Raw genomic sequence first — 25,893 nt, forward strand, 5'->3', positions numbered from 1 at the left:
TAGTGGGACATTTTGATTTGTGTTCTCTTGAGACATTATCATTTACGTTTAACACGGCAAAAGATAAAATAAAGAGTATTCATTGACATAATTGAAAGTTTAGCATAAGATTGTTACGATTTTGCATGTGAGCAAAGGAATAAGAAAGGGAGTGATTGTTACTTGGCCTATAAATATCTCGTCATAGTCGAATCACCAACCAAAGCCAAAACTATTGATAAATATTTAGGCAAAAATTATAAAGTCGTTGCTTCAAAAGGTCATCTCAGAGATCTACCGAAATCACGAATGGGCATTGACTTAGAAAATAATTTTGAACCGCATTATATTTCAATTAGGGGCAGAGGCGATACCATTAAGGAGCTTAGAAAATTAGCCAATAAGGCTGAAAAAGTCTATTTAGCAAGTGACCCGGACCGTGAAGGAGAAGCAATTGCTTGGCATCTTTCCTATCTATTAAAATTAGATCCGCAAGCGGCTAACCGTGTAGTATTTAATGAGATTACTAAAGAATCGGTTAAAGAAGCATTTAAGCAACCACGACAAATCGATCAAGACTTAGTGGATTCTCAACAAGCAAGAAGAATTTTAGACCGAATAGTGGGTTATTCTATCTCACCTTTATTATGGAAGAAGATTAAAGGTGGTTTATCAGCAGGGCGTGTTCAATCGACCACTTTAAAACTAATTATTGACCGTGAAAAGAAAATCCGCCAATTTAAACCAGAAGAATATTGGAAAATTCCAGCGAACTTTAAAAAAGGACGGTCGAAATTTGAAGCAGAATTCTATGGACTAGACGGTAAAAAAACTGAGCTCAAGAATAAAGAGCAAGTTGATCAAGTTATGAAACGTCTTGACCTTAAAGGTGAATTTAATATTCAATCAATTACTGAAAAAGAACGTTTTCGTAAGCCCAATGCACCGTTTACTACCTCTACCTTGCAGCAAGATGCTGCCAATCGTTTGAATTTCCGTACCGGCAAAACCATGATGATTGCTCAGCAGCTTTATGAAGGCATATCTATTCGTCGTAACACCATCGGCTTGATTACTTATATGCGTACCGATTCGACTCGAATTTCACCAACAGCCAAAAAGATGGCAGGAGATTTTATTAAAGATACCTATGGTGAGCAGTATTTGGGAGCAGGACATAAGGTGAATAATAAAGCAGGGGCTCAGGATGCTCATGAAGCTATACGTCCCTCAAATGTCAGTTTAACACCCGAATCGATTAAAGATTCATTAACTAAGGACCAATTCCGTCTCTATGCTTTAATATGGGCACGCTTTGTGGCTTCACAAATGTCAAATGCCGTCTATGATACAATTAAAGCAGATATCATTCAAAATGATGTTCTCTTTCGTGCGAATGGTTCACGCATTAAATTTGAAGGCTTCTTGAAAGTTTATCCAAGTAAATCAGATAAAGATAACTATCTGCCAGCTTTGAAAGAAGGAGATGCAGTTACAGCTGAAAAGATTGATCCAAGTCAGCATTTTACTCAACCACCAGCACGCTATAATGAAGCCAGCTTAGTTAAAATGCTTGAAGAGTTGGGGATTGGGCGACCTTCCACTTACGCACCAACCTTAGAAACCTTGCGTAAACGCTACTATGTTAAAATGGAAGCTAAACGTTTTACGCCGACAGAACTAGGAGAAATTGTCAATGACATGATGGAAATTTACTTTCCAGATATTGTTGATTCTGAATTTACAGCTGGGATGGAAAATAAACTTGACCAAATCGAGGAAAATAAAGTAGAATGGCAGAAAGTTCTGAATGACTTTTATCAGATTTTCGCTAAAGATTTAGACAAGGCAGAAGAAGAGATGGAAAAAATTGAGATAAAAAATGAACCAGCTGGTTTTGACTGCCCAGAGTGTGGCAATCCAATGGTCATCAAAATTGGTCGCTATGGTAAGTTTTATGCCTGCTCCAATTTTCCAGAATGCCGTCATACTGAAGCCATCGTCAAAGAAATTGGTGTAAAATGTCCTACATGCAAAGAGGGCGAAATTATCGAAAGAAAATCGAAGAAGAACCGAATATTTTATGGGTGTTCAAGATATCCAGAATGTGAATTCGTTTCTTGGGACAAACCAATCGGTCGTAATTGTCCAAAATGTAATGAGTATCTTATCGAAAAGAAATCTCGTAAAGGCAAGCAAGTTCAATGTTCTTCTTGTGATTATACTGAAGCCATAGAAAGCTAAGCGAATTTTAAAAAAACTTCTTTAAATCAATCAATTTAGCTAAAACCGAATGCTTCACAGTTTTGTGAGTGTTCGGTTTTTTATCTATTTAGCAATATTAACTGAACTATAAAATTTACTTTTAGCCTGCATTTTGAATATGGCGCTTAATTGGCTATGAATTCAAAGAAAAGGTATAATAAAAAAAGAGGAAATTGAGGTGATAAATGATGCAGGATAAGATTATTAATTTTTTGAATTATTTATTGAACGAACGTCGTTATTCTCAACATACAGTCATCGCCTACCAAAGAGATCTGAACCAATTCTGGCTTTTTATTAAAAGTTCAGGAGAAGTTAGCTTAGAGCAAATTTCCTATCAAGATTTAAGGCTTTATTTAGCCTATCTAAACGAACGCTCGCTTAATCCCAAAACGATTGCCAGAAAATTATCCTCTTTACGTTCTTTTTTTAATTATTGTTTGCGTCGGCATTGGATTGACCAAGATCCAATGGAGTTAATTACTTATAAAGCAAAAGAGACTCATTTACCCTCTTTTTTCTATGAAAATGAAATTGAAAGTCTCATTAAAGTAGCTAAAACTAGTCTTTTAGATTATCCCAAGCGAAACCTCGCCATCCTTGAATTGATGTATGCAACGGGTATCCGCGTTTCAGAATGCTGTCAGATAAGACTAGACCAACTTGATTTTTCCTTGCAAATTCTACGTGTGTTCGGCAAGGGGAATAAGGAACGAATTGTCCCTTTTGGAGATCCAGCTATGCGAGCTTTAAAAGATTATATTGAAACGGAGCGTAAAGAGTTATTAAGTAAATGGTCCATGCAGAATCAAAGAAATAATGATATATTATTCTTATCGGAAAAAGGGAAAGCAATTAACCCTGATCAAGTGCGCCATATTTTACAAAAAATAGTAGAAGAAAGTCAGCTTAATTTAAAGATTAATCCCCATAAATTGAGACATTCTTATGCGACCCATCTATTAAATCGTGGGGCAGATTTACGTTCCGTCCAAGAACTCCTAGGCCATGAGAATTTATCTTCTACACAAATATATACCCATATAACCGGCGATAAAATGCGATCAGAATACTTAAAAGCTCATCCGAGAGCTCGTAGAAAGAAGCAGGAGGAAGAATAAATGACAACAATATGTGCAGTTAAAAAAGATAATAAATTAGCAATGGCGGGAGATGGTCAAGTCACAATGGGAGAAACGGTCATTATGAAAGGTGGTGCCCGCAAGCTTCGTAGAATTTTTAACGATCAAGTGGTTATTGGATTTGCCGGAGGAGTTGCTGATGCTATTACCTTGTCAGAAATGTTTGAAACGAAGTTACAAGCCCATCAAGGCCAATTAACTCGAGCAGCTGTAGAAGTAGCCAAACAATGGCGGACAGATCGCTCTTTACAAAAGTTAGAAGCCCTTTTAATCGTTATGAATAAAGAAAGTCTCTTATTAGTATCCGGCACGGGAGAAGTTATCGAACCGGATGACGGTATTTTAACCATCGGTTCGGGGGGCAATTATGCCTTGGCAGCAGCTAGAGCCATGCTTAGAACAAGTGAGCAATTAAGTGCAAAAGAGATCGTTTCTCAAGCCCTAGAAATTGCTGCAGAAATTGATGTTTATACTAATAAACAAATCATGGTCGAAAGTTTTGAATCCTAGATTTAAAGGAGAATGTAAGAATGGAATTAAGTCCCAGACAATTAGTTGCAGAATTAGATAAATATATCATTGGTCAAGCAGAAGCCAAACGTTCAATAGCCGTTGCTATTCGAAATAGACAAAGACGGTTACGCCTTGAAGCTGAAATGCAAGATGAAGTAAAACCTAAAAATTTATTAATGATTGGTCCAACCGGAGTTGGAAAAACAGAAATTGCTAGACGTCTAGCCAAGATTATTAAGGCCCCTTTTTTAAAGGTGGAGGCCACTAAGTATACCGAAGTTGGTTATGTTGGTCGTGATGTAGAATCAATGGTCAGAGACTTGGTAGAGCAAGCAATTCGTATCGTTCGTGATGAAATGCGCCAAGAGGTTGAAGATGAAGCACGTGAAAAAGCAATTGATCGAATTGCTAAAGCACTAGTCCCTGGTAAGAAGAAAAAGAAGGAAGTAAAAAAAGATCCTAACAATGCCGGTGGCTTCGTCTTGCCAGATATGGAAGCTTTTATGCGCCAAATGCGTGGTGAAGTAGAAGCAGAAAAAGAAGAAGTGACGGAAGAAGTGGCTTCCAACCGTCGTCATATTCGCCAGCAAATTCGTGAGGGTGTGTTGGATAAACAAGAAGTGACTATTGAAATGGAAGAAAAGAAACTACAGTTAAACTCACTTAATCCTGCTATGGAGCAAATGATGGATATGCAAGAATCCCTCAACGCTTTAAGACCGAAGAAAATGATTCAGCGTACAGTGACTGTCAAAGAAGCGCTTAAGTTATTAACAGTAGACGAAGCAGACAAATTGGTAAACGAAGAGGATATTCATCAAAAAGGCTTAAAACTAGCTGAGAAAAACGGTATTATTTTTATTGATGAGTTAGATAAAATTGCCTCTTCAAGTAATCAATCGGGAGAAGTTTCAAGACAGGGTGTTCAGCGTGATATTTTACCAATCGTTGAAGGTAGTCAAATTCAAACCAAATACGGTATTATAAAGTCTGATCATATTCTCTTTGTGGGATCAGGTGCTTTCCATGTTGCTAAACCTTCTGATTTAATTCCAGAGTTACAAGGACGCTTTCCCATTCGAGTCAATCTTCAGGACTTAACCGCTGACGATTTTGTTAAAATTCTAACCGAACCTAAAAATGCCTTACTTATCCAATATCAGGCCCTTTTAGCTACTGAAGAGGTGACTGTTAACTTTAGCGATGAAGCAGTTCAGAAAATGGCCTACTATGCGGAAACCTTAAACCGCAATACAGATAATATTGGAGCAAGACGCCTACATACGATTATTGAGACAGTTTTAGAAGATTTATTATTTGAAGCAGCAGACACACCAATGGTAATTGAAATTACTGAAAAATACGTCGATGATAAATTAGCAGATAAGGTTGAGAATCAAGATCTTAGCCACTATATCTTATAAAGAAATGGGTGAAGCCTATGGTAACCATTCAAAATAGTTTTTTAAAAGTGGAGATAACTGAGAATGGGGCAGAAGTCCAGTCAATTACTGATCTAAAGACAGACTATGAATTTCTCTGGCAAGCAGACCCTTTCTATTGGTCTCGCAGTGCCCCCATCCTTTTTCCCATCGTTGGGCGCCTACAGGATGATCAGTATCTTTATGGTGGAAAATTCTACCAAATGAGTCGCCATGGGTTTGCTAGAGATTATACCTTTACTGTTCAAAGTCAAACCGAATCTTCTGCAAGTTTTTACTTAAAAAACAATAAAAACACGCTAGAATCCTATCCCTTTGAATTTTCGCTTCAGGTTAATTATGTTTTATATGATCATAAGTTAACAATTACTTTTGAAGTTTATAATCCTTCACTTGAAAAACCTTTATATTATTCAGTGGGTTATCATCCGGCCTTTAATCTCCCACATACAGTAGGAAGAAATTATCCGGAATTCAATCAAGTAAGTTACCAATTAAATCCAGAAGGGTATTATTATCTCTTACAAACTAATAATGATGGCCTAGTCAACTTAGAAAGAGCTAAGTATACAGAAGTGATTAATCAAAAGCTGCGTCACAAACAATTTAGAAATGATGCCTTAATCTATCAAGTAAGTGAAAAAGCTGAACTTATCTTAATGGATGCTATTAATGATGTTGAAATTAAATTTCGTTCTATTGGCTTTGACTATGTTGCTTTATGGTCTCCTTATCCTAAGCGAGCTCCTTTCTTAGCCGTAGAAGCATGGTCTGGCTTACCGGATATTGCCAATGAGCCTGAGCTATTTAAGCATAAACGGGGAATTCATAGTTTAGCCCCCCAATCCATCAGTACTCATGATTTGACGATGGAATTTTTCAAGGGTGAATAAAATTAAAAAGATAAAAATAGCTAAGGAAAATGCCTTAGCTATTTTAATTTATTTTTTTCTAGGATTTAAACCGAAGGTCACTCGACTTTCTTCTCCTTTAAGCAGTCTTTGAATATTCTCTCGATGACGATAGACCATCAAAACAGCCATAAAGGCAAAGCCCCAAGAATATACTAAAGGTTCTCGTAGAATAATCCAAATAGCGACCAGCAAAAAAGAGGTCATGGCAGCAATACTCACAATTGATGTCAATAAGAGAATGGTTATAAAGAGAGCGACCATGGCTAAAGCAATATAAAAGTTAAATGCCAATAGTACACCTACCGATGTCGCAACGATTTTTCCACCACGGAATTGACTGAAAATTGGATAGGCATGTCCCAGAACAGCAGCAATAGCCGTTAGCATAATAGCTAAATCACTATCCGAGCCTAAGAGCTGTTGGGCCATTAAAACTGGAAGATAGCCCTTTAAAATATCCACAATAATAACTACAATGGCTGCAATCGGTCCAAAATTTCTGCCGATATTCGTACCACCAGAATTGCCTGAACCGAGGGTCCGAACATCGATATTGTGGATATATTTTGAATACCAGACACCTGAGGGAATCGATCCCGCCAAGTATCCGACAATAATCATTAAGATAGCTAACATTTATTAACCTCCTAGTTTACTATCTTCATTCTAACATGATTGAATAATTTTCACCAAGCGAATTTCTTAATTATAAAAATGCAATATTTTTGACTTTTAGGCATCAAAACAACTTTAAGTAAATCAAAAGTGTCAAAGCAGGATTTATTCTGCTATGATAATAGAGTTGGGAAATAGAGCCTTTATACTGAATAGATACTATTGTTAAAAGATTATTCAAAAAACGCATGACTATTTCTTATTAAATAACATTAAAAGGGTGAGAAAATGGCAAACAAAAATTCTAAAGTGAATTTAAGCAATTATAATGATGATGCCATTCAGATATTAGAAGGTCTAGAAGCCGTAAGAAAAAGACCGGGTATGTATATCGGATCGACTGATCAAAAGGGCCTTCACCATCTTATTTATGAAATTGTTGATAATTCTGTAGATGAAGCTCTATCAGGTTTTGCAAATCGAATTGTTGTGTCTTTAGAAGCAGATGGCTCGATTCGCATTACTGATAATGGCCGGGGCATGCCGATTGGTAGGCATGCTTCAGGGGTTCCTACGGTTCAAGTTATTTTCACTGTATTACATGCTGGTGGAAAGTTTGGCCAAGGTGGATATAAATCCGCTGGAGGGCTTCATGGAGTAGGAGCCTCGGTCGTAAATGCTTTATCTTCATGGTTGGAAGTGACGGTTATTCGAGAGGGATACCAATACCATATGCGGTTTGAAGAGGGCGGACGTCCTGCCAGCTCTTTAAAAAAGACTAAGCACAATAATCAATCAGACACTGGTACAAGTGTTCATTTTATGCCGGATGAAAAAATATTTGGATCTTCTGCCATTAACTATGAAACCATTTCCGAAAGGCTGAGAGAGTCAGCCTTCCTTTTAAAAGGAATTACCATTGAAATTCATGATCAAAGAAAAGACATTTCAGAGACTTTTCATTATGAAGATGGTTTACAAGATTTTATTCAATATCTTAATGAAGATAAAGAAGTCATGGGAAATGTGGTGGCTTTTTCAAGCCAATCAGAAGATTTTGAGATTGATTTTGCCATGCAGTATAATGATGGTTATTCAGAAACCATTCTTTCTTTTGCTAATAATGTTCGTACCAATGGTGGAGGCACGCATGAAACGGCCATGAAGACAGCTATTACCAAGGTATTTAATGACTACGGTCGTAAAATGAGTTTGATTAAAGAAAAGGATAAAAATTTAGAAGGGTCCGATATCCGGGAAGGACTGGCAGCCATTGTATCGGTTCGTATTCCTGAGCAATATCTACAATTTGAAGGACAGACGAAGGACAAATTAGGAAGTCCAAAGGCACGTACCATTGTTGAATCTTTTGTAACAGAGCACTTAGGTTATTATTTAGCAGAAAACGGTAATTGGGCGCAAACTATTTTAAGAAAAGCTTTAAAGGCTAGACAAACACGAGAAGCTGCTCGCAAAGCGCGTGAGGCTTCACGTTCTTCTAACTCTAATAAACAACAAGAACGCTTAATTTCAGGTAAGCTTACTAAGGCCCAGTCAAAAGATGCTTCAAAGAATGAACTTTATATCGTGGAGGGAGATTCGGCCGGTGGCTCAGCTAAATTAGGGCGTGATCGTAAATTTCAAGCCATATTGCCTTTAAGAGGTAAGGTCATCAACACTGAAAAAGCATCTTTAAGCGATATTATGAAAAATGAAGAAATTAATACCCTCATCTACACAATTGGTGCAGGGGTAGGGGCTGATTTTGATATTAAAGCTGCTAACTATGATAAAGTGGTCATTATGACGGATGCGGATACGGATGGTGCTCACATTCAAGTACTGCTTTTAACTTTCTTCTACCGCTATATGAAGCCATTGATTGAAGCAGGCAAGGTCTATTTGGCCATGCCGCCTCTATATAAGGTATCAAAGGGAAAAGGTAAGAATGAAAGAATCGAATACGCTTGGACAGATGAAGAACTACAAGCAAAAATTAAAGCAGTGGGACCAGGCTACATCTTACAACGTTATAAGGGGCTCGGAGAGATGAATGCGGATCAATTATGGCATACGACTATGAATCCTTCCTCACGCTTATTGATAAGAGTAACTCTTGACGATGATTCGTTATCCGAAAAGCGTTTATCGACTTTAATGGGTAGTAAAGTAGATCCTCGCCGTAAATGGATTGAAAAAAATGTTCAATTTACCATGGATGAAGAAGATTCTCTATTAAAAGAAAACACCCAAACCAACCACTCTCTAGCACAAGAAGACAAGGAAGCCTTGTTAGTGGCTAAAAACCCAGCTTCAAAAGCATCTGCGAAAACAAAAAATACGCTATCAAAAAAAGAGCCGTCTACTGACCTTAATGAAAATCCAAGTAAGGATTTAGTGGATGAAAATGGACAAATTGATTTATTTGGAGGTGATTTATAATGACTGAACTAGAAAATAAAGGAGTCCAAGAATTAAATTTTTCATCGGTTATCGGTGATCGATTTGGTCGCTATTCCAAGTATATTATTCAAGATAGAGCGTTACCCGATATTCGCGATGGTTTAAAACCCGTTCAAAGACGTATTTTATATGCTATGTTTGCCGAAGGAAATACTGCTGAAAAAGCTTATCGCAAATCAGCCAAAACAGTGGGGAATGTGATCGGTAATTATCATCCACATGGAGATTCATCGGTTTATGAGGCCATGGTTCGTATGTCTCAAAGTTGGAAAAACCGCCAACCTTTGATCGACATGCACGGTAATAATGGTTCCATGGATGGCGACCCAGCTGCAGCAATGCGTTATACAGAAGCTAGGCTTTCAAGTATCGCCATGGAACTCTTAAGAGATATCCATTCTCAAACAGTCGATTGGATTCTGAACTTTGATGATACCATTGAAGAACCTCGTGTTTTACCCGCTCGCTTTCCTAATCTACTAGTGAATGGCGCAACCGGTATTTCAGCAGGTTATGCAACCGATATTCCTCCACACAACTTAGGGGAAGTCATTGACGCTTTAATTTATATGATTAAGCATCCCGATAAAATCAGTGTCGACCAGTTAATGAAGTATTTACCAGGACCAGATTTTCCAACGGGTGGTATTATCCAAGGTAAAGCGGGCATTAAAGAAGCCTATCAAACGGGTCAAGGTAAAGTTGTTATTCGATCTAAATTAGAAGTTGAAAAATTAAAGGGTGGTAAGTCTCAAATTGTTGTGAGTGAAGTACCCTATGACGTTAATAAAGGCAAACTTATTCAAAAATTAGATGAAATACGTCTTTCTAAAAAGCTAGAAGGGATTGCTGATGTTCGCGATGATTCAGATATTAATGGTGTTTCATTAGTCATTGAACTAAAAAGAGATGTAGAGGTCGAACCAATTCTTGCTTACCTCTATAAAAACACCGATTTACAAGTAAATTATCACTTCAATATGATAGCCATTCACGATCGTCGACCAGTCCTTTGTTCCTTAGAAAAAATGTTACAAGCTTACCTTGACCATCAAAAAGACATTATTCGTCGAAGAACTCAATTTCTTCTTAAGAAAGATCAAGACCGTCTTCATATTGTTGATGGCTTAATCCGAGTTATTTCTATTTTAGATGAAGTAATTACCACTATTCGCCAATCTGAAAACAAGGCCAATGCTAAAGATAATTTACACCAACAATATAATTTTTCAATGGCACAGGCTGAAGCAATTGTTTCCTTACAGTTATACCGTTTAACTAATACGGATATTGTTGGCCTACAAAAAGAAAAATTTGAACTTAACGAAAGAATCCATATGTACGAGAATATCCTTTCTAATGCCAGTACTTTAGACAAGGTTTTGGTTAAGGAATTAAAGGAAATTAAGAAAAAGTTTAATAGTTTGAGAATGAGTCAATTAGAAGAGGAAGTGGAAGAAATTACCTTGGAAAAGACTCTTTTAATCCCACAAGAGCAAGTCTATGTGTCTGTGACTAAGGAAGGATACTTGAAACGTACTTCGGTTAGGTCATTTACGGCTTCCGATTCCACTGATTTAGGATCTAGAGATTTAGACTATCCATTATTTGTTCAAGAACTCTCGACTCATGATGCGATTGTGATTATCACATCTAAAGGTAATTATATTCATTTACCTGTTCACGAATTACCAGACATTCGTTGGAAAGATCTGGGTTTACATTGGTCTCAGCAATATCAATTAGATAAAGAGGAGTCCATCATTGCGGTGTTTGCGCAAAAAGCTTCGGATAATCCGAGTGAAGACCGAATTGTCATGATGACACAAGCAGGTCGCATTAAACAAACCCTCTTATCAGAATTCTCAACTTATCGATCCTATAAAACTCGGACAATGACTGCAATTAAATTGCAAGATGACCACGATCAATTAGTAGCAGCTCGATTAGCTAAAGCAGACAAGAACTATCAAATCGCCAGTATGACCCACCGCTCCTACGGTTTACGGTTTGATTTAGAACAAGTTTCAATTCAAGGACTAAAAGCACAAGGGGTCGTAGGTATGAAACTGAAAAAGGATGATTATCTTGTATCGATGCTCTTAATCGATCAAGCAGCTTCAAGACCACAAGTCTTCTTATTAACCAATCGAGGAAATCTTAAACGAATGGATAGTGAAGAACTGGCTAGTGCTAATCGCGCCAGTGTTGGAACGCTCATTCTAAAAGAAATAAAATCAAATCCCCATCGGATTTTAAAAGCTTTAGCCTTACAAAAAGGGAATATACCGATTATTATTCAAGGGGATACCGGTAAATCATTAGAGATGATGGCTTTTGATATCAATATTAGTAAACGCCAGAATAATGGCAGTCAGATTGTTGAGCTTGATCAACTAGGTAAGGTGATAGACATCCATCCTGCACGCTTGAAAATGTTAGATGAAGAATAAGATAAAAAACAAGTATCTGAACCAGATGCTTGTTTTTTATTTACAAAATCAACAACTAAAACTCTGTGTACTAAAAGAAAAAAACAGAAAGCAAACAACTGTTATAATCTTATTGCTACAATGAGCACAGAATACACTCTATTATTTTGTTTTTTCTAACAAAACACTGATATGTAAAGCTTAACGCTAATTATATAATTCACAATAACTGTTTACATTGAACTTTTCTTGTGTTATATTATGGGTGTAGAAATTGTCGGATCATTTTAAAAAAGGAGAATTAAAATGGAAATTGCAAATAAAACCGAATTAAATAAAGCATGGGATGGCTTTCAAGGAAGCAAATGGCAAAAAGAAATCGATGTTCGTGATTTTATTCAAGAAAACTATGCCTTATATGAAGGGGATGAAAGTTTCCTAGCAGATGCTACACAAAATACAAAAGATCTTTGGGACCAAGTGATGGACCTTAATAAAAAAGAACGGGAAGCAGGTGGCGTTCTTGATATGGATACTAAAGTAGTTTCTTCTATCACTTCTCATCAAGCAGGTTATTTAGATAAAGACAAAGAAGCAGTCGTTGGTTTCCAAACAGATGCTCCTTTTAAACGTAGCTTACAACCTTACGGTGGAATTCGTATGTCTAAGAATTCCTTAGAAGCTTATGGCTATGAGTTAGATCCAGAAACAGAACATATCTTTACACAATACCGTAAAACTCATAATCAAGGTGTTTTTGATGTCTATACCCCAGAAATGCGCGCTGCTCGCCGCTCTGGTGTTATTACCGGTCTTCCTGATGCATATGGCCGTGGTCGTATTATTGGTGACTACCGTCGTGTAGCCTTATACGGGGTAGAGCGTTTGATGGAAGAAAAGCAAAAAGATTTTGCTAACATCGGAAATGGTACAATGGATAACGATGTGATTCAATTACGTGAAGAAGTTACTGAACAATACCGTGCTTTACAAGAATTAAAAGAATTAGGCGAAATTTATGGCTTTGATATTTCACGTCCAGCTGAGAATGCAAAAGAAGCTTTCCAATGGTTATACTTAGGCTATTTAGCTGCCGTTAAGCAACAAAATGGAGCGGCTATGTCATTAGGACGTACTTCTACTTTCTTAGATATTTATATCGAACGTGACCTAGCTAAGGGCACATTGACTGAAGTCGAAGCACAAGAGTTAGTTGATCATTTCGTGATGAAATTACGTTTGGTTAAATTTGCACGTACACCAGAATACAATGAATTATTCTCTGGTGACCCAACTTGGGTAACAGAATCAATCGCTGGTATAGGTTTAGATGGACGCCCACTTGTTACTAAGAACTCTTTCCGTTTCTTACATACCTTAACAAACTTAGGTCCGGCTCCGGAACCAAACCTAACAATTCTTTGGTCACCATCATTACCTCAAGCCTTTAAAGAATATGCAGCTAAAATGTCGATTATATCTTCTGCTATTCAGTATGAAAACGATGAGATCATGCGTCCAGAATATGGTGATGATTATGCGATCGCGTGTTGTGTGTCTGCTATGCGTGTAGGTAAACAAATGCAATTCTTTGGAGCGCGTGCTAACCTTGCTAAGACATTACTTTATGCCATTAATGGTGGGGTAGATGAAAAATCTAAAGCGCAAGTTGGCCCTCAATATGCGCCAATTACATCTGAATATTTAGATTACGATGAAGTTTTGGCTAAATATGATGATATGATGGAATGGATTGTTGAGTTATATGTAAATACTTTAAATATCATCCACTATATGCATGATAAGTATTCTTACGAATCATTAGAAATGGCTTTACACGATACAAAAGTTCTTCGTACAATGGCAACTGGTATTGCAGGTTTCTCAGTTGCAGTAGATTCTCTATCTGCAATTAAGTATGCTAAAGTTAAAACAATTCGTGATGAAAATGGTTTAGTGATTGACTACGAAATTGATGGAGATTTTCCTAAATATGGAAATAATGATGATCGTGCGGATCAAATTGCTGTAGAATTATTGAAGAACTTTATGACAAAAGTTCGTAAACATAAAACTTACCGTGATTCATTACAAACAACTTCAATTTTAACTATTACTTCAAACGTTGTTTATGGAAAGAAAACTGGTAATACACCGGACGGACGTCGTGCAGGAGAACCATTTGCACCAGGGGCTAACCCAATGCATGGTCGCGATACCCATGGTGCTTTAGCTTCTTTACTTTCTGTGGCTAAAGTACCTTATGAGTACGCTTTAGATGGTATTTCCAATACCTTCTCAATTATTCCTAAAGCGCTTGGTAAAGAAGAAGCCACTCAAAAAGCTAACCTAGCTAATATGTTAGATGGTTACTCGACAAGTGGTGGACATCACTTAAATGTCAACGTCTTTAACCGTGACACCTTATTAGATGCGATGGAACATCCTGAAGAGTATCCACAATTAACAATCCGTGTATCAGGTTATGCTGTAAACTTTATCAAGCTAACACGCGAACAACAATTAGACGTTATTAACCGTACAATGCACGCTTCAATGTAAACTTTAAACAATTAATTAAAAACTTCAGAAAAAGGGACTGAATTTTATTTCAGTTCCTTTTTCTAAAAGTTAGATGGAGGAATTGAAATGTCAGAAGTAGCACAAGTAATTAAAGGCTATGTTCACTCCACAGAAAGTTTTGGTTCAGTTGATGGACCGGGTATTCGCTTTATATCTTTTATGCAAGGTTGTCGAATGCGATGTGAATTTTGCCATAACCCAGATACTTGGAAGATGACGGGTGGCAAGGAATACAGCCCACAAGACTTATTTAATGAAGCCATTCAGTATCGTGCTTTCTGGGGAAATGAAGGGGGAGTCACTGTATCAGGTGGGGAACCCTTATTACAGATGGATTTTTTAATCGAATATTTCAAAATATGTAAGGCCAATGGAGTACATACAACCATAGATACTTGTGGCCAGCCTTTCACTTATGAAGAGCCTTTTTTTAGTAAATTTCAAGAACTGATGATGTATACGGATCTGCTTTTGTTTGATATAAAACATATCGATCGTCAAGGCCATATTAAACTAACCGGCCATCCAAATGATAATATTCTTGAAATGTCACGCTATTTATCAGATATTAATAAAGCCGTCTGGATCCGTCATGTATTGGTTCCAACAAGAACGGATTTTGATGAATATTTATACCGTTTATCCGATTATGTAGCCAGTTTAAATAACGTCTTAAAGTTTGAAGTTTTACCTTACCATATGATGGGTGTTTATAAATACACTGCATTAGGCTATCGATACAAATTAGAAGGTGTAGAACCTCCAACTAAAGAAAGAGTCGAAAATGCCAACCGTATACTGCGCTGTGCAGAATATACCGGCTACCTAAAATCATAATAAAAAAATCTGTAACCATTCAAATTTAATGGGTGGCTACAGAATTTTTTTAGCAATTTTTTCTAATTAGTAATAAGATCAATTAACCGCCAACTAAGAATTTTGTAAAATAAGCGACAGCAATACCTACATAGTTACCTACAGCTCCTGCTAAAACTCCTAAAATTAAACCACTATCAATAAGAGACTTCCAATTAGCTGCTGCTGCTGTTAGAGAAGCTGTTGGACCACCGACGATACAACCAACAATTGAAAGAATCATGTATCCATATTCTATCTTAAATAGACGACAGATCAACAAGTGTAAAGTCAAACCTCCAACTAACATTCGAAAAACATAAAGTGTCATGGTTAAGGTAGAACCTACAAATTGCTGCCAGTCAACTGCAAAACTAATAGTTGAAAAAACATTAAGGATAAGAAGAGTCCTAAATCTAAATTAGCACATAGTTTATTATTGAGCTAGACCGATAAAACGGTCGTTAACAAGATTAAACGAACAGCCTTCCAAATAGTCTCCGGCATGTAAGCTTTTGAAAATGCTGTAGTCAAAATATTTATACCAAAACCAATGGTTAATAGCTAAGTAGTTTCTCTAATGGACCACTCTTTATCTGACATCAATGCTTTCGTGTCACTAGTTGAAGGTTCTTCTTCACTTAAATGATAAGGCCAAAACTTTTCCCAAGCTTTTGAAGCTTTAAGCATAGCTGGCGCGGCGAGCATAAAGTTTGTTAAAGGGGTAGCAATAACGTAATCTGACGCGTTAGCAGCCGCAATGGTTTGATGACTAGCATCTAAAACTGTTGCAATAGTCGTTAAGTTAGGAGTACCACCAGTGTAGGTCGCAACAAACATCCCAGCGATCTTTTATCCTTCATCCATATAAGGGGAAAAATGAAGGCTAAGATAGTTGCAATCACCATAAGTGATAAAATACCTGAACTTAAAGCAATCACCGGATTTTTACTTTTTCAACTCAACTAAATCCATACTTAGCATGCAAATAATAATACTGACGGGAACTAGAAGTGAACTTATAGCACTATACACTTTATGACTGATAGGCACGACTCCTGTATTAGAAAAAATAATTCCAATTACAACAACAGTCAGGACCGGTCCTAACGATTTAAAAACTTTGTATCTTTGCAAGAATAACGCAACTGCGATCATGGATAAAACAATGAAAATAAGACCATTAGTTCTAGTTAAAACGCATCCACACAATCATGCCTTTATTATTTCTTTTATAATTCTACCATAAGTAGAAAAATATAATATTAAATTGTATTATCAATATAGCTAATATATATTAAAGCAAAAGCCTATAATCTAAGTAAATAATCATGTAAAAATTTTTGAAAATATTTATTATTTTTATCTTTTTAAAAACTTACTTTAATTATCCTATGTCAATAAGGATTCAAAAATTTATTAAAAAGTGATAAACTTAGACTGTAATTTAATTTAGGAGGATAAATATGACAAAATACTTAGTTTTTGGGCATAAAAAGCCAGATACAGATACTATTGCTTCAGCCATCGCTTTTGCCTATTTCTTAAAGCAAGAAGGACACCAAGCAGAAGCAGTCGCACTGGGTGAAATATCAAGTGAGCCAGCTTTTGCTTTAGAAAAATTTGGTATCCAACCACCAAGAATTATTAATACAGCTGCTAATGAAGTGAGCCAAGTTGCTCTAGTGGACCACAATGAGCCACAACAATCAATAGACGATATTGATCAAGTTCAAATTGATTATGTCATTGACCACCACCGCATTTCAGGCTTTAATACAGCTCAGCCTCTTTATTACCGTGCGGAGCCCCTAGGGTCAACAGCCAGTATTCTTTATAAGATGTTTCAAGAATATGGCTATGAAATTCCAGCAGATATTGCCGGCATGATGTTATCTGCTATTATTTCAGATACCTTGTTATTCAAATCTCCAACAACAACCGAAAAAGACAAGGAAATCGCTGAAAAATTGGCTGAAATAGCCCAAGTTGATATTCAATCATATGGTTTAGAATTTTTAAAGGCTGGAGCTGATCTTAGTAAGCAATCGGATGAGGAAATTGTTGATGGGGATGCTAAAAACTTTGTCATGAACGATCAAAATATTCGTATTGGTCAGACAAACATTATCGGCTTTGACGAGATTTTAAGTCGTAAAGAAAATCTTTTAAAAGTAATGGAAGATAAGCGAAAAGAAATGAATCTTAAACTCTATGTGCTAGTGATTACGGATGTCTTAGAATCCGATTCTATTGGTTTGGTGGTAGGGGCGGATATTAGTGTTGTAGAGGCAGCTTTCAATACTAAAGTTGAAGATCATCAATTTGATTTACCAGGAGTAGTTTCACGTAAGAAACAAGTGGTTCCTCCATTAACAGCAGCATTTAACAAATAAAATGAATTCCAGCCCTCAACTTTATATTAAAGTTGGGGGCTGGAATTCATTATTCTTTTAATGAAAGACGTTTAATAACAGATGCCTGAGGTGTCACATAAAGTGTTTTTTGGCCTTCATAAATAACAAAGCCAGGTTTAGAACCGTTAGGTTTCTTTAAATGTTTAACTTGGACGTAATCAACAGGCACATTAGCAGATTGTGAAAATTTAGAATAATAGGCCGCTAATTGAGCAGCTTCTACAAAGGTTTCTTCACTAGGTTTATCACTTTCGATAATAACGTGGGCACCAGGGATATCCTTTGCATGAAGCCACCAATGGTTTTTAGATGCTTTTTTGAGGGATAAGTCGTCATTTTGTTGATTGTTTCTACCGACATAAATCATGACACCATCACTAGATTTAAAGCGACGGGGTTTAGATTGGTTTTTTGCTCGCTTTTTACTTGAAGAAGGCTTCTGTCCCACATAGCCTTCATTAATTAATTCTTGCTTAATCGATTCAACATCTTCAAGATCAGCTTGCTTAAGTTGGACTAAAATACCTTCTAAATAATCAATCTCAGCGCGGGTTAAGCTTTCTTCACGATTAATATATTTGAGAGCATCCCGATATTTTTGATACTTTTTAAAGTAAACTTGAGCATTTTCAACAGCATTTAATCGAGGATTTAATTGGATATCCATTGGCTCGTCATTATTATAAAAATTAGCCAAGGTCACCTGGTATTCCTTATCATTAATTTGATAGGCAAAGGCATTTAAAAGTTCACCTTTAATGCGATAGTCATCAGCATTTGCTGCAACATGTCGGTCAATTGTAAGTTTTTTCAATTTTTTTTGATTTTTATCAATCACTTGCTTTAATTTATGAATAATATTACCCGATAATTGCTTGACCCTATCTAAATGAACCTTTTGGTGAGAATATGCATAAATTAATTCGGAAAGAGAATCGAAGGCCACTTCTGTTCCTGGTAAATTTGCCAATTTAAAAGCATAGAAATAAACATTTTTTTCCGTTTGATAAAGAGTAGGAGAGGGGAATTCAATGGCTGATTTAACTCTTTCTAAACTGGCCAAACTAGATAGATTCCCACCTTCATCAGACATCCAAAAAGCAATCTCTTGTGCAAGAAGTTTTCCCATTCCTTGTACGCATTGGAAAGCTGTCCCTTCTCTTAGAATCGCTTCATTCTGATGACTAAATTCAAACAATTGAGAATCATTCAATTCAAATAAGTTTACTTGTTGTCTGTTGCGGGGAGGTCGCTTGAATTCTGCTCCTGGAGTGAGTGAACGATAAGCGTTTTGACTATCTGGAACATGCTTAATACAATCAATAATGGTTTGTTTATTCTGGTCGACTAGAAGGATATTTGAGTGTCGCCCCATCAATTCAAAGGTTAGCAGGTATTCTTGGTCAACACCTATTTCATCACGACCGGTAAAATAGAAATCAATAATCCGATCGTTCTCATATTGCTTGATATCAATAATGAAGGCAGATTCCAAGTATTTTCTTAATAACATGCAAAACATAGGGGCCTGTTGTGGATTGGCTGATTTCTCTTGAGTTAAGTATAAAGAAAAATAATTCGGGTGAACCGAGGCGGCTAGGCGATGATTGGTTCGGTTAGCACGTATAACTATTTGTAATTCTTGTTCAAAGGGTTGGTAAATTTTATGTACACGTCCTGCTTTTAATTGTGATCGTAACTCTTCTACTAAAGCTCGTGTAAAAAATCCGTCAAATGTCATCGTCTCACTCCTCAAAAATGTCTGTTATTTATTATAAAACAAATAGGCCCTTTAAGCTAGTAAGGGCCTATTGAAGTGATTTCTTTACATAGAAATGAATTATTTCACTATTGATTTGGCATAGTTAGAAGGACTAATACCAAATTCTTTCGAAAAAGCTCTTGAAAAATATTGGATGGAACCATATCCTAATTCATTAGCGATTTCAGAAAGAGTCATTTTAGATTCATGAATTAATAGCTTACTTTGTTTTAAACGTAAGCTGTTAATGTATTGTTTAGGGGTTTGTCCTGTATATTTATTAAATAAGCTTTGGAGGCTGGAGCGAGAAATATTGAAGACTTCTACCAGATCATTTACTTGATGAAGCTGACCGACATTCTCTTGGAGAAAATCAATGATTGATTGGAACAAGTCATTTTCATAATTTTCTCGCATGGAGGTAGACCTTTCAGTTTCTGTTTTATTCTCACCGTTGTGAATTTGCGTAAGTATTAATTGGAGACTTGTGACCATTTCATCATAATAGAAAGGACATTTATCCTCAGAAATAGCCGCTAAATTGACCAAGCGACTTACAAGTTGAATTTGACGATGACCAAGATGAATTGGCCTTTGAGCGATCGATTCGGCTAAGCCTTGACCAGAAAATAAAATGGAAATCAGTGTAGTCATCCCTTCTTCTTTAAAGGCAATTTGATTTTTTTGTCCTGGAAAAATTAACCAGGCGGAATTTTTTGATAAAAGAATCTGCTTATTATAGCTTACTTCTATCGAAGCTTGTCCTTGATCGACGATAATTAACTCATAGTAATTTTGTGGATGGTTGAGTATCCGTTCACCGCTTGAGTAGACTTGGTAATCAAGACCGAAGACATTTTCAATTTTAAGGCGTTTTATTTCTTTTTCTACCTTTATAGCTTCTTTTAAAGTAATAATTTGTGGTTCTTCATTTTGGCTGGGTTCCAAATAAAGTTTACATTCTGCAGTTAGAGAGAGGGTATTAAAGTATACACCCGCATTAAGCTGAACCGCATTCTGTAAGATAAAAAATTGAAAGGATTCTTTTTTATCTGGAGTATCCGTCATCACTAATAGAGCTAATCCTTTATGTTCAGTTAGGATAACTGGCTTATTAAAACGTAGTAGAGCTTGTGATCGATCCCTTTTAATGGTTACTAAACGATTAAAGGGTTTAATTTGTTGGTGGTTAGTCTTGACGGAGGTAAAATATTTCGAAGTGGCGTTCTTGGTCGATTGCTTATACATGGTAAACTCCTTTCTGCTTCTTATGTCTATTATATCTTAATTAGGATAAAAGCACTATTAATCTTTAGAAGTTAAAATTGTTCTAAAAATTATCTAAATTAACTTATATTTAAATAAGTTCTTTTAATTCAATGAAGCTAGAGTAAGAAGGTTTTGTTTGTTATAATATATTTAAAATTTAAGATAAAGTAGGTAATGTGATGAAAAGAATAAATCGAATTTTGAAGTATGTGTTCGCTATTAACTTCTTTGGGATGATTCTCTTTATTTCTAAGCCATTTTTTACGAGAGTTTATGCAGAAGAAGAGGTTAGGGCTGAAGAAACTCAAGCAGTCAAAGAAGATACTAAAGTAAAATATGTAACCATTCGATCAATTGGCGATATTTTATTACATGATAGTGTTTATTGGAGTGCCCAAACTGGTTCAACGAGTTATCAATTTGATCCAATGTTTAAAGAAGTGGCAAAATATGTCGCTAATGCTGATATCACGACAGCCAATATGGAGACCTTGGTGGCCGGAAATCAAATGGGAGTATCTTCTTATCCTTTCTTCAATGTTCCAGATCAAATTGTCGATAGTCTATTAGCGATGGATGTAAATATTGTTTCAACCGCCACTAACCATACCATGGATTTCGGAGCTAAGGGGGCGCATCTTTCATTAGAAATTCTTAAAAATAAGAAAATGGAATATGTCGGATCCTATTCATCTTGGGACGATTACAACCGTCTACGGATCATTGAAAAAAATGGCATTCGAGTAGGATTTTTAAATTATACTTATGGTACCAATGGTAACCCAATTCCTCAAGATGAAAGATACTTAGTGACTCTGATTGATGAAGAACTTATCCCATTAGAAATTCAACATTTAAAAAGACAATGTGATGTAGCTATCGTTATTTATCAATTTGGCGAAGATGCTTTTTTACCAGTTGATTCTCAAATTAGATTAACTCAATTGGCTATTGATGCAGGAGCAAACTTTGTTCTAGGAGGACATTCTCACATTATGCAACCCATGAAACGTTTTAACGATCATCAAGGTGCTTGGTATTCTCATGGTAATTTTTTGTCCGGCCAAGTAAGAGCATATGAAAAAGTCGGTGGAATTGGAGAGTATACCTTTAAGATGGATGTTGATGGAAAAGTTACTTTAGATTCTATGCGATTGATGCCAACTTATAATGTTGGCTATCCAGAATGGTCTTTTTATCAAGTAATTCCATTAGCAAAGGCTCAAGACTTTGGTCTGTGGAACGGTGATCGTTTATATGAAGAAGTAGAGCAACGATTCACTAACTATGAAAAAGACCTTGATTTTGTACCTTATTTAGATTAACTCTATAAAGGATAGCATCTTTTTGCTCTCTATTCTGTATTTACAACTAGTTACTTACAAAATAGAGGATTGGGTGAATTATGAAAAGGATAATAGTTGTTTTAATGCTCTTTACTCAAAGTTTCAGTTTACCGAATGTTCATGCTCAAAAAGGTGAAATGACTTATCTCAAAAGCCAAACCGATAAAAATATGGTATCTTTAGAAGCTTGTCAAATACTTTTAAGAGAGACACCACTGACTTCTTCAAATAGTCAAGAAATAATCTCAGATAAAGAGTTACAAAATCAATTTGAAGCCAATCAAGTGCGCATGACAGCCATTAATGAACGCTATCAAATTTTGAACCAAGAAATTATTTCTATTCAAGAAGGGCCTAGCAATTCCTTGAACGAGGCAAATCTTGCATTGGAAGAGGTCATTGAAACTCTTTACCAAAATTTATCAATTGAGCAGCAAGATTTTGTTTCCCTATCTGCTCAAGAGCAATTAGCCTTAATCAGTCAAGATGAAACAGTTATAGAATGGCAAGCTTACATTGAAGAGTTGAATCAAATTTTGGATCAATATATTAGTGAACAAGCCGAATTAGAAGCAGAATATCAACAATTACTCTATGATAACGAAACTTTAGGGGATCAAATTCAAAGTAGTAAGGAAACAATGGCCCAACTTAGTCAATGCCAGCTTTATCCTTATTCAACAACTGCTTACCTTATCAATCAAGAAAATATGCAATTAGACGCTTCTGATCTAGCGACTTTAATCGTCTCAATCGATAATTATTTACAAAAGATTGTCCCCAAAGCCTATGCTAAAGTTACTTTTCAACAAATTTATGATCTTTTTAATAAAAAGATGACTGTTGAAGAACTAAATAATAAGCTTACTGACAAGGAAGTGATTGTATTAGATGATTTTACTTTTACCTCTTACCAATATGCAAAAGAATTGAGCTTATTTGATATCGAAGTGATGGCTTACCAAGCCTTGAATAATTATTATATAAATAATAAGGCTGAAGTTTATCACGCTGTTTATAGTAATTTATTAAATCTAAAAGAAAGCCAATTACATTACTTTTATCTAATTAATAGTGAATTATTTGAAAATCTTAAGCATTATCTTGCAAATTATCTTAACCAGCATCAATTAATTAGTGATGAAAACATCCAACAAATTAAAACACTTCATGACCGTTATCAAATGAAATTAGTTTTATATAATGAGAATAATCAGACTTGGTCAGCTAATTTAGGGGCTGATTCGGGCTATTTATTAGAATATCAGGCAAAAGACTTACTTCAAACTCAAACGCCTAATAATGAATCAACAGATATGGCTAAAGAAGATGTAAAGCATGATCAGCCAGTAGATCAGGTCAAAAAGAACCTAAATGATAGAGGGTTACTTAAACTAGAAGATAAGCAAATAGCAAATGAAACGGATAAACAGGATAATTTAGCCTTCTTAAAAGACAAACTAGCCAATAAGACTAAAGGCAAAAAAGCCAGTAATTTAGCTAAACCCTCTGATAAAGATAAAAATATCAAAGACAAGACGCAATCAAATGATAAAAAATCACAACTTTTACCAACTACTGGTGAGCAAAAGTTCTATCTCAATATCGCATGGTCTCTATTGATAATTGGCTTAATCGCCTTATTAATTAACCGCTACTTTAAACAGCTTCAGCATAAAAAGCGAATACAAGATCATCTTTTCAATGAGGAGGATCTATTTTAGTTTCACTATTTAAAAACTTTCGATATAATAAACCTAATCGAAAGGGGCGTTTTATATGGATATAAATGATTTTAATGAAGCAGTTAAGCACTTTAAGCAAATAGATAGTCATGAAGCTTTTGAATTAATAGAAGCAAAAGAAGGGAATCTTATTTTTGTAGGTCGTGAGACTTGCCCATATTGCCGTTTGTTTGTTAGTAAGTTAGCGGAAGCTGCGATTACAAGTGATTTAAATGTTTATTTCTTACATTCACAAACTCAAAATGACCTAGAAGGAACACAAATGTTCCGTGAAAAATATAACGTTGTCACAGTTCCTGGATTAGTTTATGCTGATTCGAATCGTACAGAAACAGTTTGCGATTCTTCTATGAAAGTAGAAGAGATTATTGATTTTGCTAGAGCATACTAGCTTAGTTAACAGAGGAGAGTAACATTGCAAGACAAACAAAAACAAGTAAAAACTCCTAAAAGCCCAATTGTCTGGTTTTTCATTATGATTATTCTATTCTCAGCTACCATGTTGTTACGGCTAAAAAGTGACTCTATTCAAGAAGCAGGTCAAAGTTTTGGAATACAATCTCAAGTTGCTAAGGAATCATCTGATTCCTTAGCACTTTCAACAACAGAAATAACTGAGTCAAGCACTAAGACCAAGCCTGACCAAACTAGTCAAACAACGGTTGAAGAAAGTTCTACTTCATCTCAAGAATCTGATCAAATCAGAATCTCAACAACTATCGAAACGATAGAAAAAATTGAATCCAGTGAAAGTTTTGAACAAGCCTATACTCAATTACCACCAGCTAAAACTTATTCTATTTTTCAATTTAAAAACAATGAAATTCAAGATCGATTTGTAAAACGCGCTTTTGAAGTGATGATTCAACGTCTCATTGATGAAGATAAATTTTTCTCTGCTGTAGATTATCAATTAACTATCGATCCAACATTGGACGATAATATCTATATTTTGCATCTAGAGGAAAAATACGCTGATCAATTAATAGAACGAGGGTATTACCGCTTTGATTATCGTGGAAAGAAAGTTACTAAATATTAAGTCAAAAAGCTCGGTACGGATTTAAGTGTCCTTATCGAGCTTTTTAAATCATAATTCTTTACTTAGCCAAACCCATTCCCAAATTTGATCGAATTTGCGTTCAAATTTAGGAAAATTTCCTCTGATTATAAAACTTTAGGTTTTTAAAAATCGATCTGATTTTGTTGATGAATCGGTAGACATGTAAGCAAGTTGATGATTTCTTTGGCTTTTAATCGACTTTCTAGTTCTTGATAGAGTAAATTTTTAAGTGTCCATTCATCATGCTCTGCTAATAAATACATAGCAATATTTGCTGAATGTTGATATGCTCTGCGAGGCGAAAAAGGGTAGGCATAGGCGAAGCCAATTATCTCTTGATCCATAAGAATTAGAAGAACGGCATGACTTTCTTGATAGCGAGTGACTTTTTCTTCAAATTTTTGGTTAGAAGGAACAGGACTTTCCAAAGTTAGCTGACTGTTTTGAATAAAGTCTTATAAATTGTTTGAATATCGTCAATATCACAAGGTCTAGCATCCTTGATGCTTATAAGTGGCATAAGACACTTCCTTTTGATATTCTATAATAAATATTTGAGCTTAAAATCAAAAATCATTGAAAGCGTTTACCTTTATAGTTATAATGAAAGTGTCAATTAAGTTAGAAAGGATGATCAGATGAGTCATAAAGTTTATACCAATTATTGGATGAATCGTCGTGATAATGTTGTGAAAGAACATGGATCTTACGCTACAGAGTCAGAAGCTCTCAGAGGGATAAAAGCTTGGTGGGAATTACAAAAAGATAATTACAAAGATGTTGTGGAAAGACGAACCAATTCAGGAGCTTTAGAAATCACTTACGGGGATAATAATTATTATTATCGTATTGTTGAAAGGGAGATGGATGAGGAACTTCCTTCATTGAAAGTAAAATTAAGGAGTCAAGGAGAAATTGAATCCTTAAGGAAGAAATATTTATTAGAAGATGAGCAAGTTTTATTTGATGAATTAGCCGAGCCTTATCGCGACCGTTTAGTCGAGGCTATGGGAGACGGTAAAAAAGTTCAAGATTACATATACGACCTGCAAGGTCGCATGATACGTCCTCTAAAAGTTGATAAATAA

At 35.7% G+C, this 25,893-nt stretch carries 21 protein-coding genes; 15 read left to right on the forward strand and 6 right to left on the reverse strand.

Annotated features, from left to right (window positions below):
- Positions 1-162 precede the first annotated feature (162 nt).
- From topA to ACQV2T_RS01745, 5 genes are all read left to right on the forward strand, one after another.
- A complete protein-coding gene (topA, locus tag ACQV2T_RS01725) occupies positions 163-2,223 on the forward strand; it encodes a type I DNA topoisomerase (RefSeq protein ID WP_428873415.1) in 2,061 nt (686 codons plus the stop codon).
- A 206-nt stretch (positions 2,224-2,429) separates the two neighbouring features.
- Positions 2,430-3,365 carry a tyrosine recombinase XerC gene (gene xerC / locus ACQV2T_RS01730; RefSeq protein ID WP_428893162.1) on the forward strand — a complete coding sequence of 312 codons (936 nt, stop codon included), beginning with the start codon at positions 2,430-2,432 and terminating at the stop codon, positions 3,363-3,365.
- Entirely contained in the window at positions 3,366-3,896 is a 531-nt protein-coding gene (gene hslV, locus ACQV2T_RS01735) for an ATP-dependent protease subunit HslV (RefSeq protein ID WP_428873413.1), read from the forward strand.
- A gap of 20 nt (positions 3,897-3,916) precedes the next feature.
- Positions 3,917-5,323 carry an ATP-dependent protease ATPase subunit HslU gene (gene hslU / locus ACQV2T_RS01740; RefSeq protein WP_428876253.1) on the forward strand — a complete coding sequence of 469 codons (1,407 nt, stop codon included), beginning with the start codon at positions 3,917-3,919 and terminating at the stop codon, positions 5,321-5,323.
- A gap of 17 nt (positions 5,324-5,340) precedes the next feature.
- Entirely contained in the window at positions 5,341-6,234 is an 894-nt protein-coding gene (locus ACQV2T_RS01745; RefSeq protein ID WP_428873411.1) for an aldose 1-epimerase family protein, read from the forward strand.
- A gap of 48 nt (positions 6,235-6,282) precedes the next feature.
- Here the strand turns inward: ACQV2T_RS01745 and plsY are convergent, their stop codons facing one another.
- Positions 6,283-6,891 carry a glycerol-3-phosphate 1-O-acyltransferase PlsY gene (plsY, locus tag ACQV2T_RS01750; RefSeq protein WP_428873410.1) on the reverse strand — a complete coding sequence of 203 codons (609 nt, stop codon included), beginning with the start codon at positions 6,889-6,891 and terminating at the stop codon, positions 6,283-6,285.
- A 267-nt stretch (positions 6,892-7,158) separates the two neighbouring features.
- On the opposite strand from plsY, the gene parE reads away from it, so the two are divergent.
- The 4 genes from parE (at position 7,159) to pflA (ending at position 15,185) form a co-directional block, all read left to right on the forward strand.
- On the forward strand, positions 7,159-9,312 hold the full coding sequence (gene parE, locus ACQV2T_RS01755; protein WP_428893163.1) for a DNA topoisomerase IV subunit B: 2,154 nt from the start codon (positions 7,159-7,161) through the stop codon (positions 9,310-9,312).
- A complete protein-coding gene (gene parC / locus ACQV2T_RS01760) occupies positions 9,312-11,786 on the forward strand; it encodes a DNA topoisomerase IV subunit A (RefSeq protein ID WP_428875201.1) in 2,475 nt (824 codons plus the stop codon). Before parE ends, parC begins: the two co-directional genes overlap by 1 nt.
- 285 nt (positions 11,787-12,071) lie before the next feature.
- Positions 12,072-14,327, forward strand: a complete 2,256-nt coding sequence (gene pflB, locus ACQV2T_RS01765; RefSeq protein ID WP_428873407.1) for a formate C-acetyltransferase — start codon at positions 12,072-12,074, stop codon at positions 14,325-14,327.
- Positions 14,328-14,414: 87 nt separating this feature from the next.
- Positions 14,415-15,185 carry a pyruvate formate-lyase-activating protein gene (gene pflA / locus ACQV2T_RS01770; RefSeq protein WP_428891755.1) on the forward strand — a complete coding sequence of 257 codons (771 nt, stop codon included), beginning with the start codon at positions 14,415-14,417 and terminating at the stop codon, positions 15,183-15,185.
- A gap of 82 nt (positions 15,186-15,267) precedes the next feature.
- On the opposite strand, the gene ACQV2T_RS01775 is transcribed toward pflA, so the two are convergent.
- Positions 15,268-15,603: a DUF819 family protein gene (locus tag ACQV2T_RS01775; protein WP_428875222.1), complete on the reverse strand. Its 336-nt coding sequence runs from the start codon at positions 15,601-15,603 to the stop codon at positions 15,268-15,270.
- A gap of 164 nt (positions 15,604-15,767) precedes the next feature.
- Complete coding sequence (locus ACQV2T_RS01780; protein ID WP_428875200.1) at positions 15,768-16,043, reverse strand: hypothetical protein; 276 nt, start codon at positions 16,041-16,043, stop codon at positions 15,768-15,770.
- Positions 16,044-16,669: 626 nt separating this feature from the next.
- Between ACQV2T_RS01780 and ACQV2T_RS01785 the strand changes: the two genes are divergently transcribed.
- The gene (locus tag ACQV2T_RS01785; protein WP_428873403.1) at positions 16,670-17,599 is read left to right on the forward strand and encodes a manganese-dependent inorganic pyrophosphatase; all 930 of its coding nucleotides are present in this window, start codon (positions 16,670-16,672) and stop codon (positions 17,597-17,599) included.
- A gap of 49 nt (positions 17,600-17,648) precedes the next feature.
- Here the strand turns inward: ACQV2T_RS01785 and ACQV2T_RS01790 are convergent, their stop codons facing one another.
- On the reverse strand, positions 17,649-19,361 hold the full coding sequence (locus tag ACQV2T_RS01790) for an Rqc2 family fibronectin-binding protein (protein ID WP_428893164.1): 1,713 nt from the start codon (positions 19,359-19,361) through the stop codon (positions 17,649-17,651).
- A gap of 99 nt (positions 19,362-19,460) precedes the next feature.
- The gene (locus tag ACQV2T_RS01795) at positions 19,461-20,630 is read right to left on the reverse strand and encodes a helix-turn-helix domain-containing protein (RefSeq protein ID WP_428873400.1); all 1,170 of its coding nucleotides are present in this window, start codon (positions 20,628-20,630) and stop codon (positions 19,461-19,463) included.
- A gap of 200 nt (positions 20,631-20,830) precedes the next feature.
- Here ACQV2T_RS01795 and ACQV2T_RS01800 point away from each other — a divergent pair, with 200 nt between their 5' ends.
- The 4 genes from ACQV2T_RS01800 to ACQV2T_RS01815 all read left to right on the forward strand — a co-directional run bounded on the left by ACQV2T_RS01800 (position 20,831) and on the right by ACQV2T_RS01815 (position 24,784).
- A complete protein-coding gene (locus ACQV2T_RS01800) occupies positions 20,831-21,976 on the forward strand; it encodes a CapA family protein (RefSeq protein ID WP_428892639.1) in 1,146 nt (381 codons plus the stop codon).
- Between the two features lie 80 nt (positions 21,977-22,056).
- Complete coding sequence (locus tag ACQV2T_RS01805) at positions 22,057-23,721, forward strand: LPXTG cell wall anchor domain-containing protein (RefSeq protein WP_428881776.1); 1,665 nt, start codon at positions 22,057-22,059, stop codon at positions 23,719-23,721.
- A 55-nt stretch (positions 23,722-23,776) separates the two neighbouring features.
- The gene (locus tag ACQV2T_RS01810; RefSeq protein WP_428873397.1) at positions 23,777-24,133 is read left to right on the forward strand and encodes a thiol reductase thioredoxin; all 357 of its coding nucleotides are present in this window, start codon (positions 23,777-23,779) and stop codon (positions 24,131-24,133) included.
- A gap of 24 nt (positions 24,134-24,157) precedes the next feature.
- Entirely contained in the window at positions 24,158-24,784 is a 627-nt protein-coding gene (locus tag ACQV2T_RS01815; protein ID WP_428881777.1) for a hypothetical protein, read from the forward strand.
- Positions 24,785-24,927: 143 nt separating this feature from the next.
- Here ACQV2T_RS01815 and ACQV2T_RS01820 read toward each other — a convergent pair whose 3' ends face one another.
- Positions 24,928-25,233: an N-acetyltransferase family protein gene (locus ACQV2T_RS01820; protein WP_428875193.1), complete on the reverse strand. Its 306-nt coding sequence runs from the start codon at positions 25,231-25,233 to the stop codon at positions 24,928-24,930.
- Between the two features lie 210 nt (positions 25,234-25,443).
- Here ACQV2T_RS01820 and ACQV2T_RS01825 point away from each other — a divergent pair, with 210 nt between their 5' ends.
- Positions 25,444-25,893, forward strand: coding sequence for a hypothetical protein (locus ACQV2T_RS01825; protein WP_428873394.1), 450 nt, complete (start codon positions 25,444-25,446; stop codon positions 25,891-25,893).

The sequence above is a fragment of the Facklamia sp. P13069 genome (assembly GCF_050409405.1).
Classification (GTDB): Bacteria; Bacillota; Bacilli; order Lactobacillales; family Aerococcaceae; genus Facklamia.

Excerpts from the sequence above, each read along its gene's own strand:
- ACQV2T_RS01790 (WP_428893164.1), bottom strand. The coding sequence starts at position 19,361 with ATGACATTTGACGGATTTTTTACACGAGCTTTAGTAGAAGAGTTACGA.
- pflB (WP_428873407.1), top strand. The coding sequence starts at position 12,072 with ATGGAAATTGCAAATAAAACCGAATTAAATAAAGCATGGGATGGCTTT.
- ACQV2T_RS01795 (WP_428873400.1), bottom strand. The coding sequence starts at position 20,630 with ATGTATAAGCAATCGACCAAGAACGCCACTTCGAAATATTTTACCTCC.
- pflA (WP_428891755.1), top strand. The coding sequence starts at position 14,415 with ATGTCAGAAGTAGCACAAGTAATTAAAGGCTATGTTCACTCCACAGAA.
- ACQV2T_RS01810 (WP_428873397.1), top strand. The coding sequence starts at position 23,777 with ATGGATATAAATGATTTTAATGAAGCAGTTAAGCACTTTAAGCAAATA.
- plsY (WP_428873410.1), bottom strand. The coding sequence starts at position 6,891 with ATGTTAGCTATCTTAATGATTATTGTCGGATACTTGGCGGGATCGATT.
- hslU (WP_428876253.1), top strand. The coding sequence starts at position 3,917 with ATGGAATTAAGTCCCAGACAATTAGTTGCAGAATTAGATAAATATATC.
- ACQV2T_RS01785 (WP_428873403.1), top strand. The coding sequence starts at position 16,670 with ATGACAAAATACTTAGTTTTTGGGCATAAAAAGCCAGATACAGATACT.
- hslV (WP_428873413.1), top strand. The coding sequence starts at position 3,366 with ATGACAACAATATGTGCAGTTAAAAAAGATAATAAATTAGCAATGGCG.
- ACQV2T_RS01800 (WP_428892639.1), top strand. The coding sequence starts at position 20,831 with ATGAAAAGAATAAATCGAATTTTGAAGTATGTGTTCGCTATTAACTTC.
- ACQV2T_RS01825 (WP_428873394.1), top strand. The coding sequence starts at position 25,444 with ATGAGTCATAAAGTTTATACCAATTATTGGATGAATCGTCGTGATAAT.
- ACQV2T_RS01780 (WP_428875200.1), bottom strand. The coding sequence starts at position 16,043 with ATGTTTGTTGCGACCTACACTGGTGGTACTCCTAACTTAACGACTATT.
- ACQV2T_RS01805 (WP_428881776.1), top strand. The coding sequence starts at position 22,057 with ATGAAAAGGATAATAGTTGTTTTAATGCTCTTTACTCAAAGTTTCAGT.
- xerC (WP_428893162.1), top strand. The coding sequence starts at position 2,430 with ATGATGCAGGATAAGATTATTAATTTTTTGAATTATTTATTGAACGAA.
- parC (WP_428875201.1), top strand. The coding sequence starts at position 9,312 with ATGACTGAACTAGAAAATAAAGGAGTCCAAGAATTAAATTTTTCATCG.
- parE (WP_428893163.1), top strand. The coding sequence starts at position 7,159 with ATGGCAAACAAAAATTCTAAAGTGAATTTAAGCAATTATAATGATGAT.
- ACQV2T_RS01745 (WP_428873411.1), top strand. The coding sequence starts at position 5,341 with ATGGTAACCATTCAAAATAGTTTTTTAAAAGTGGAGATAACTGAGAAT.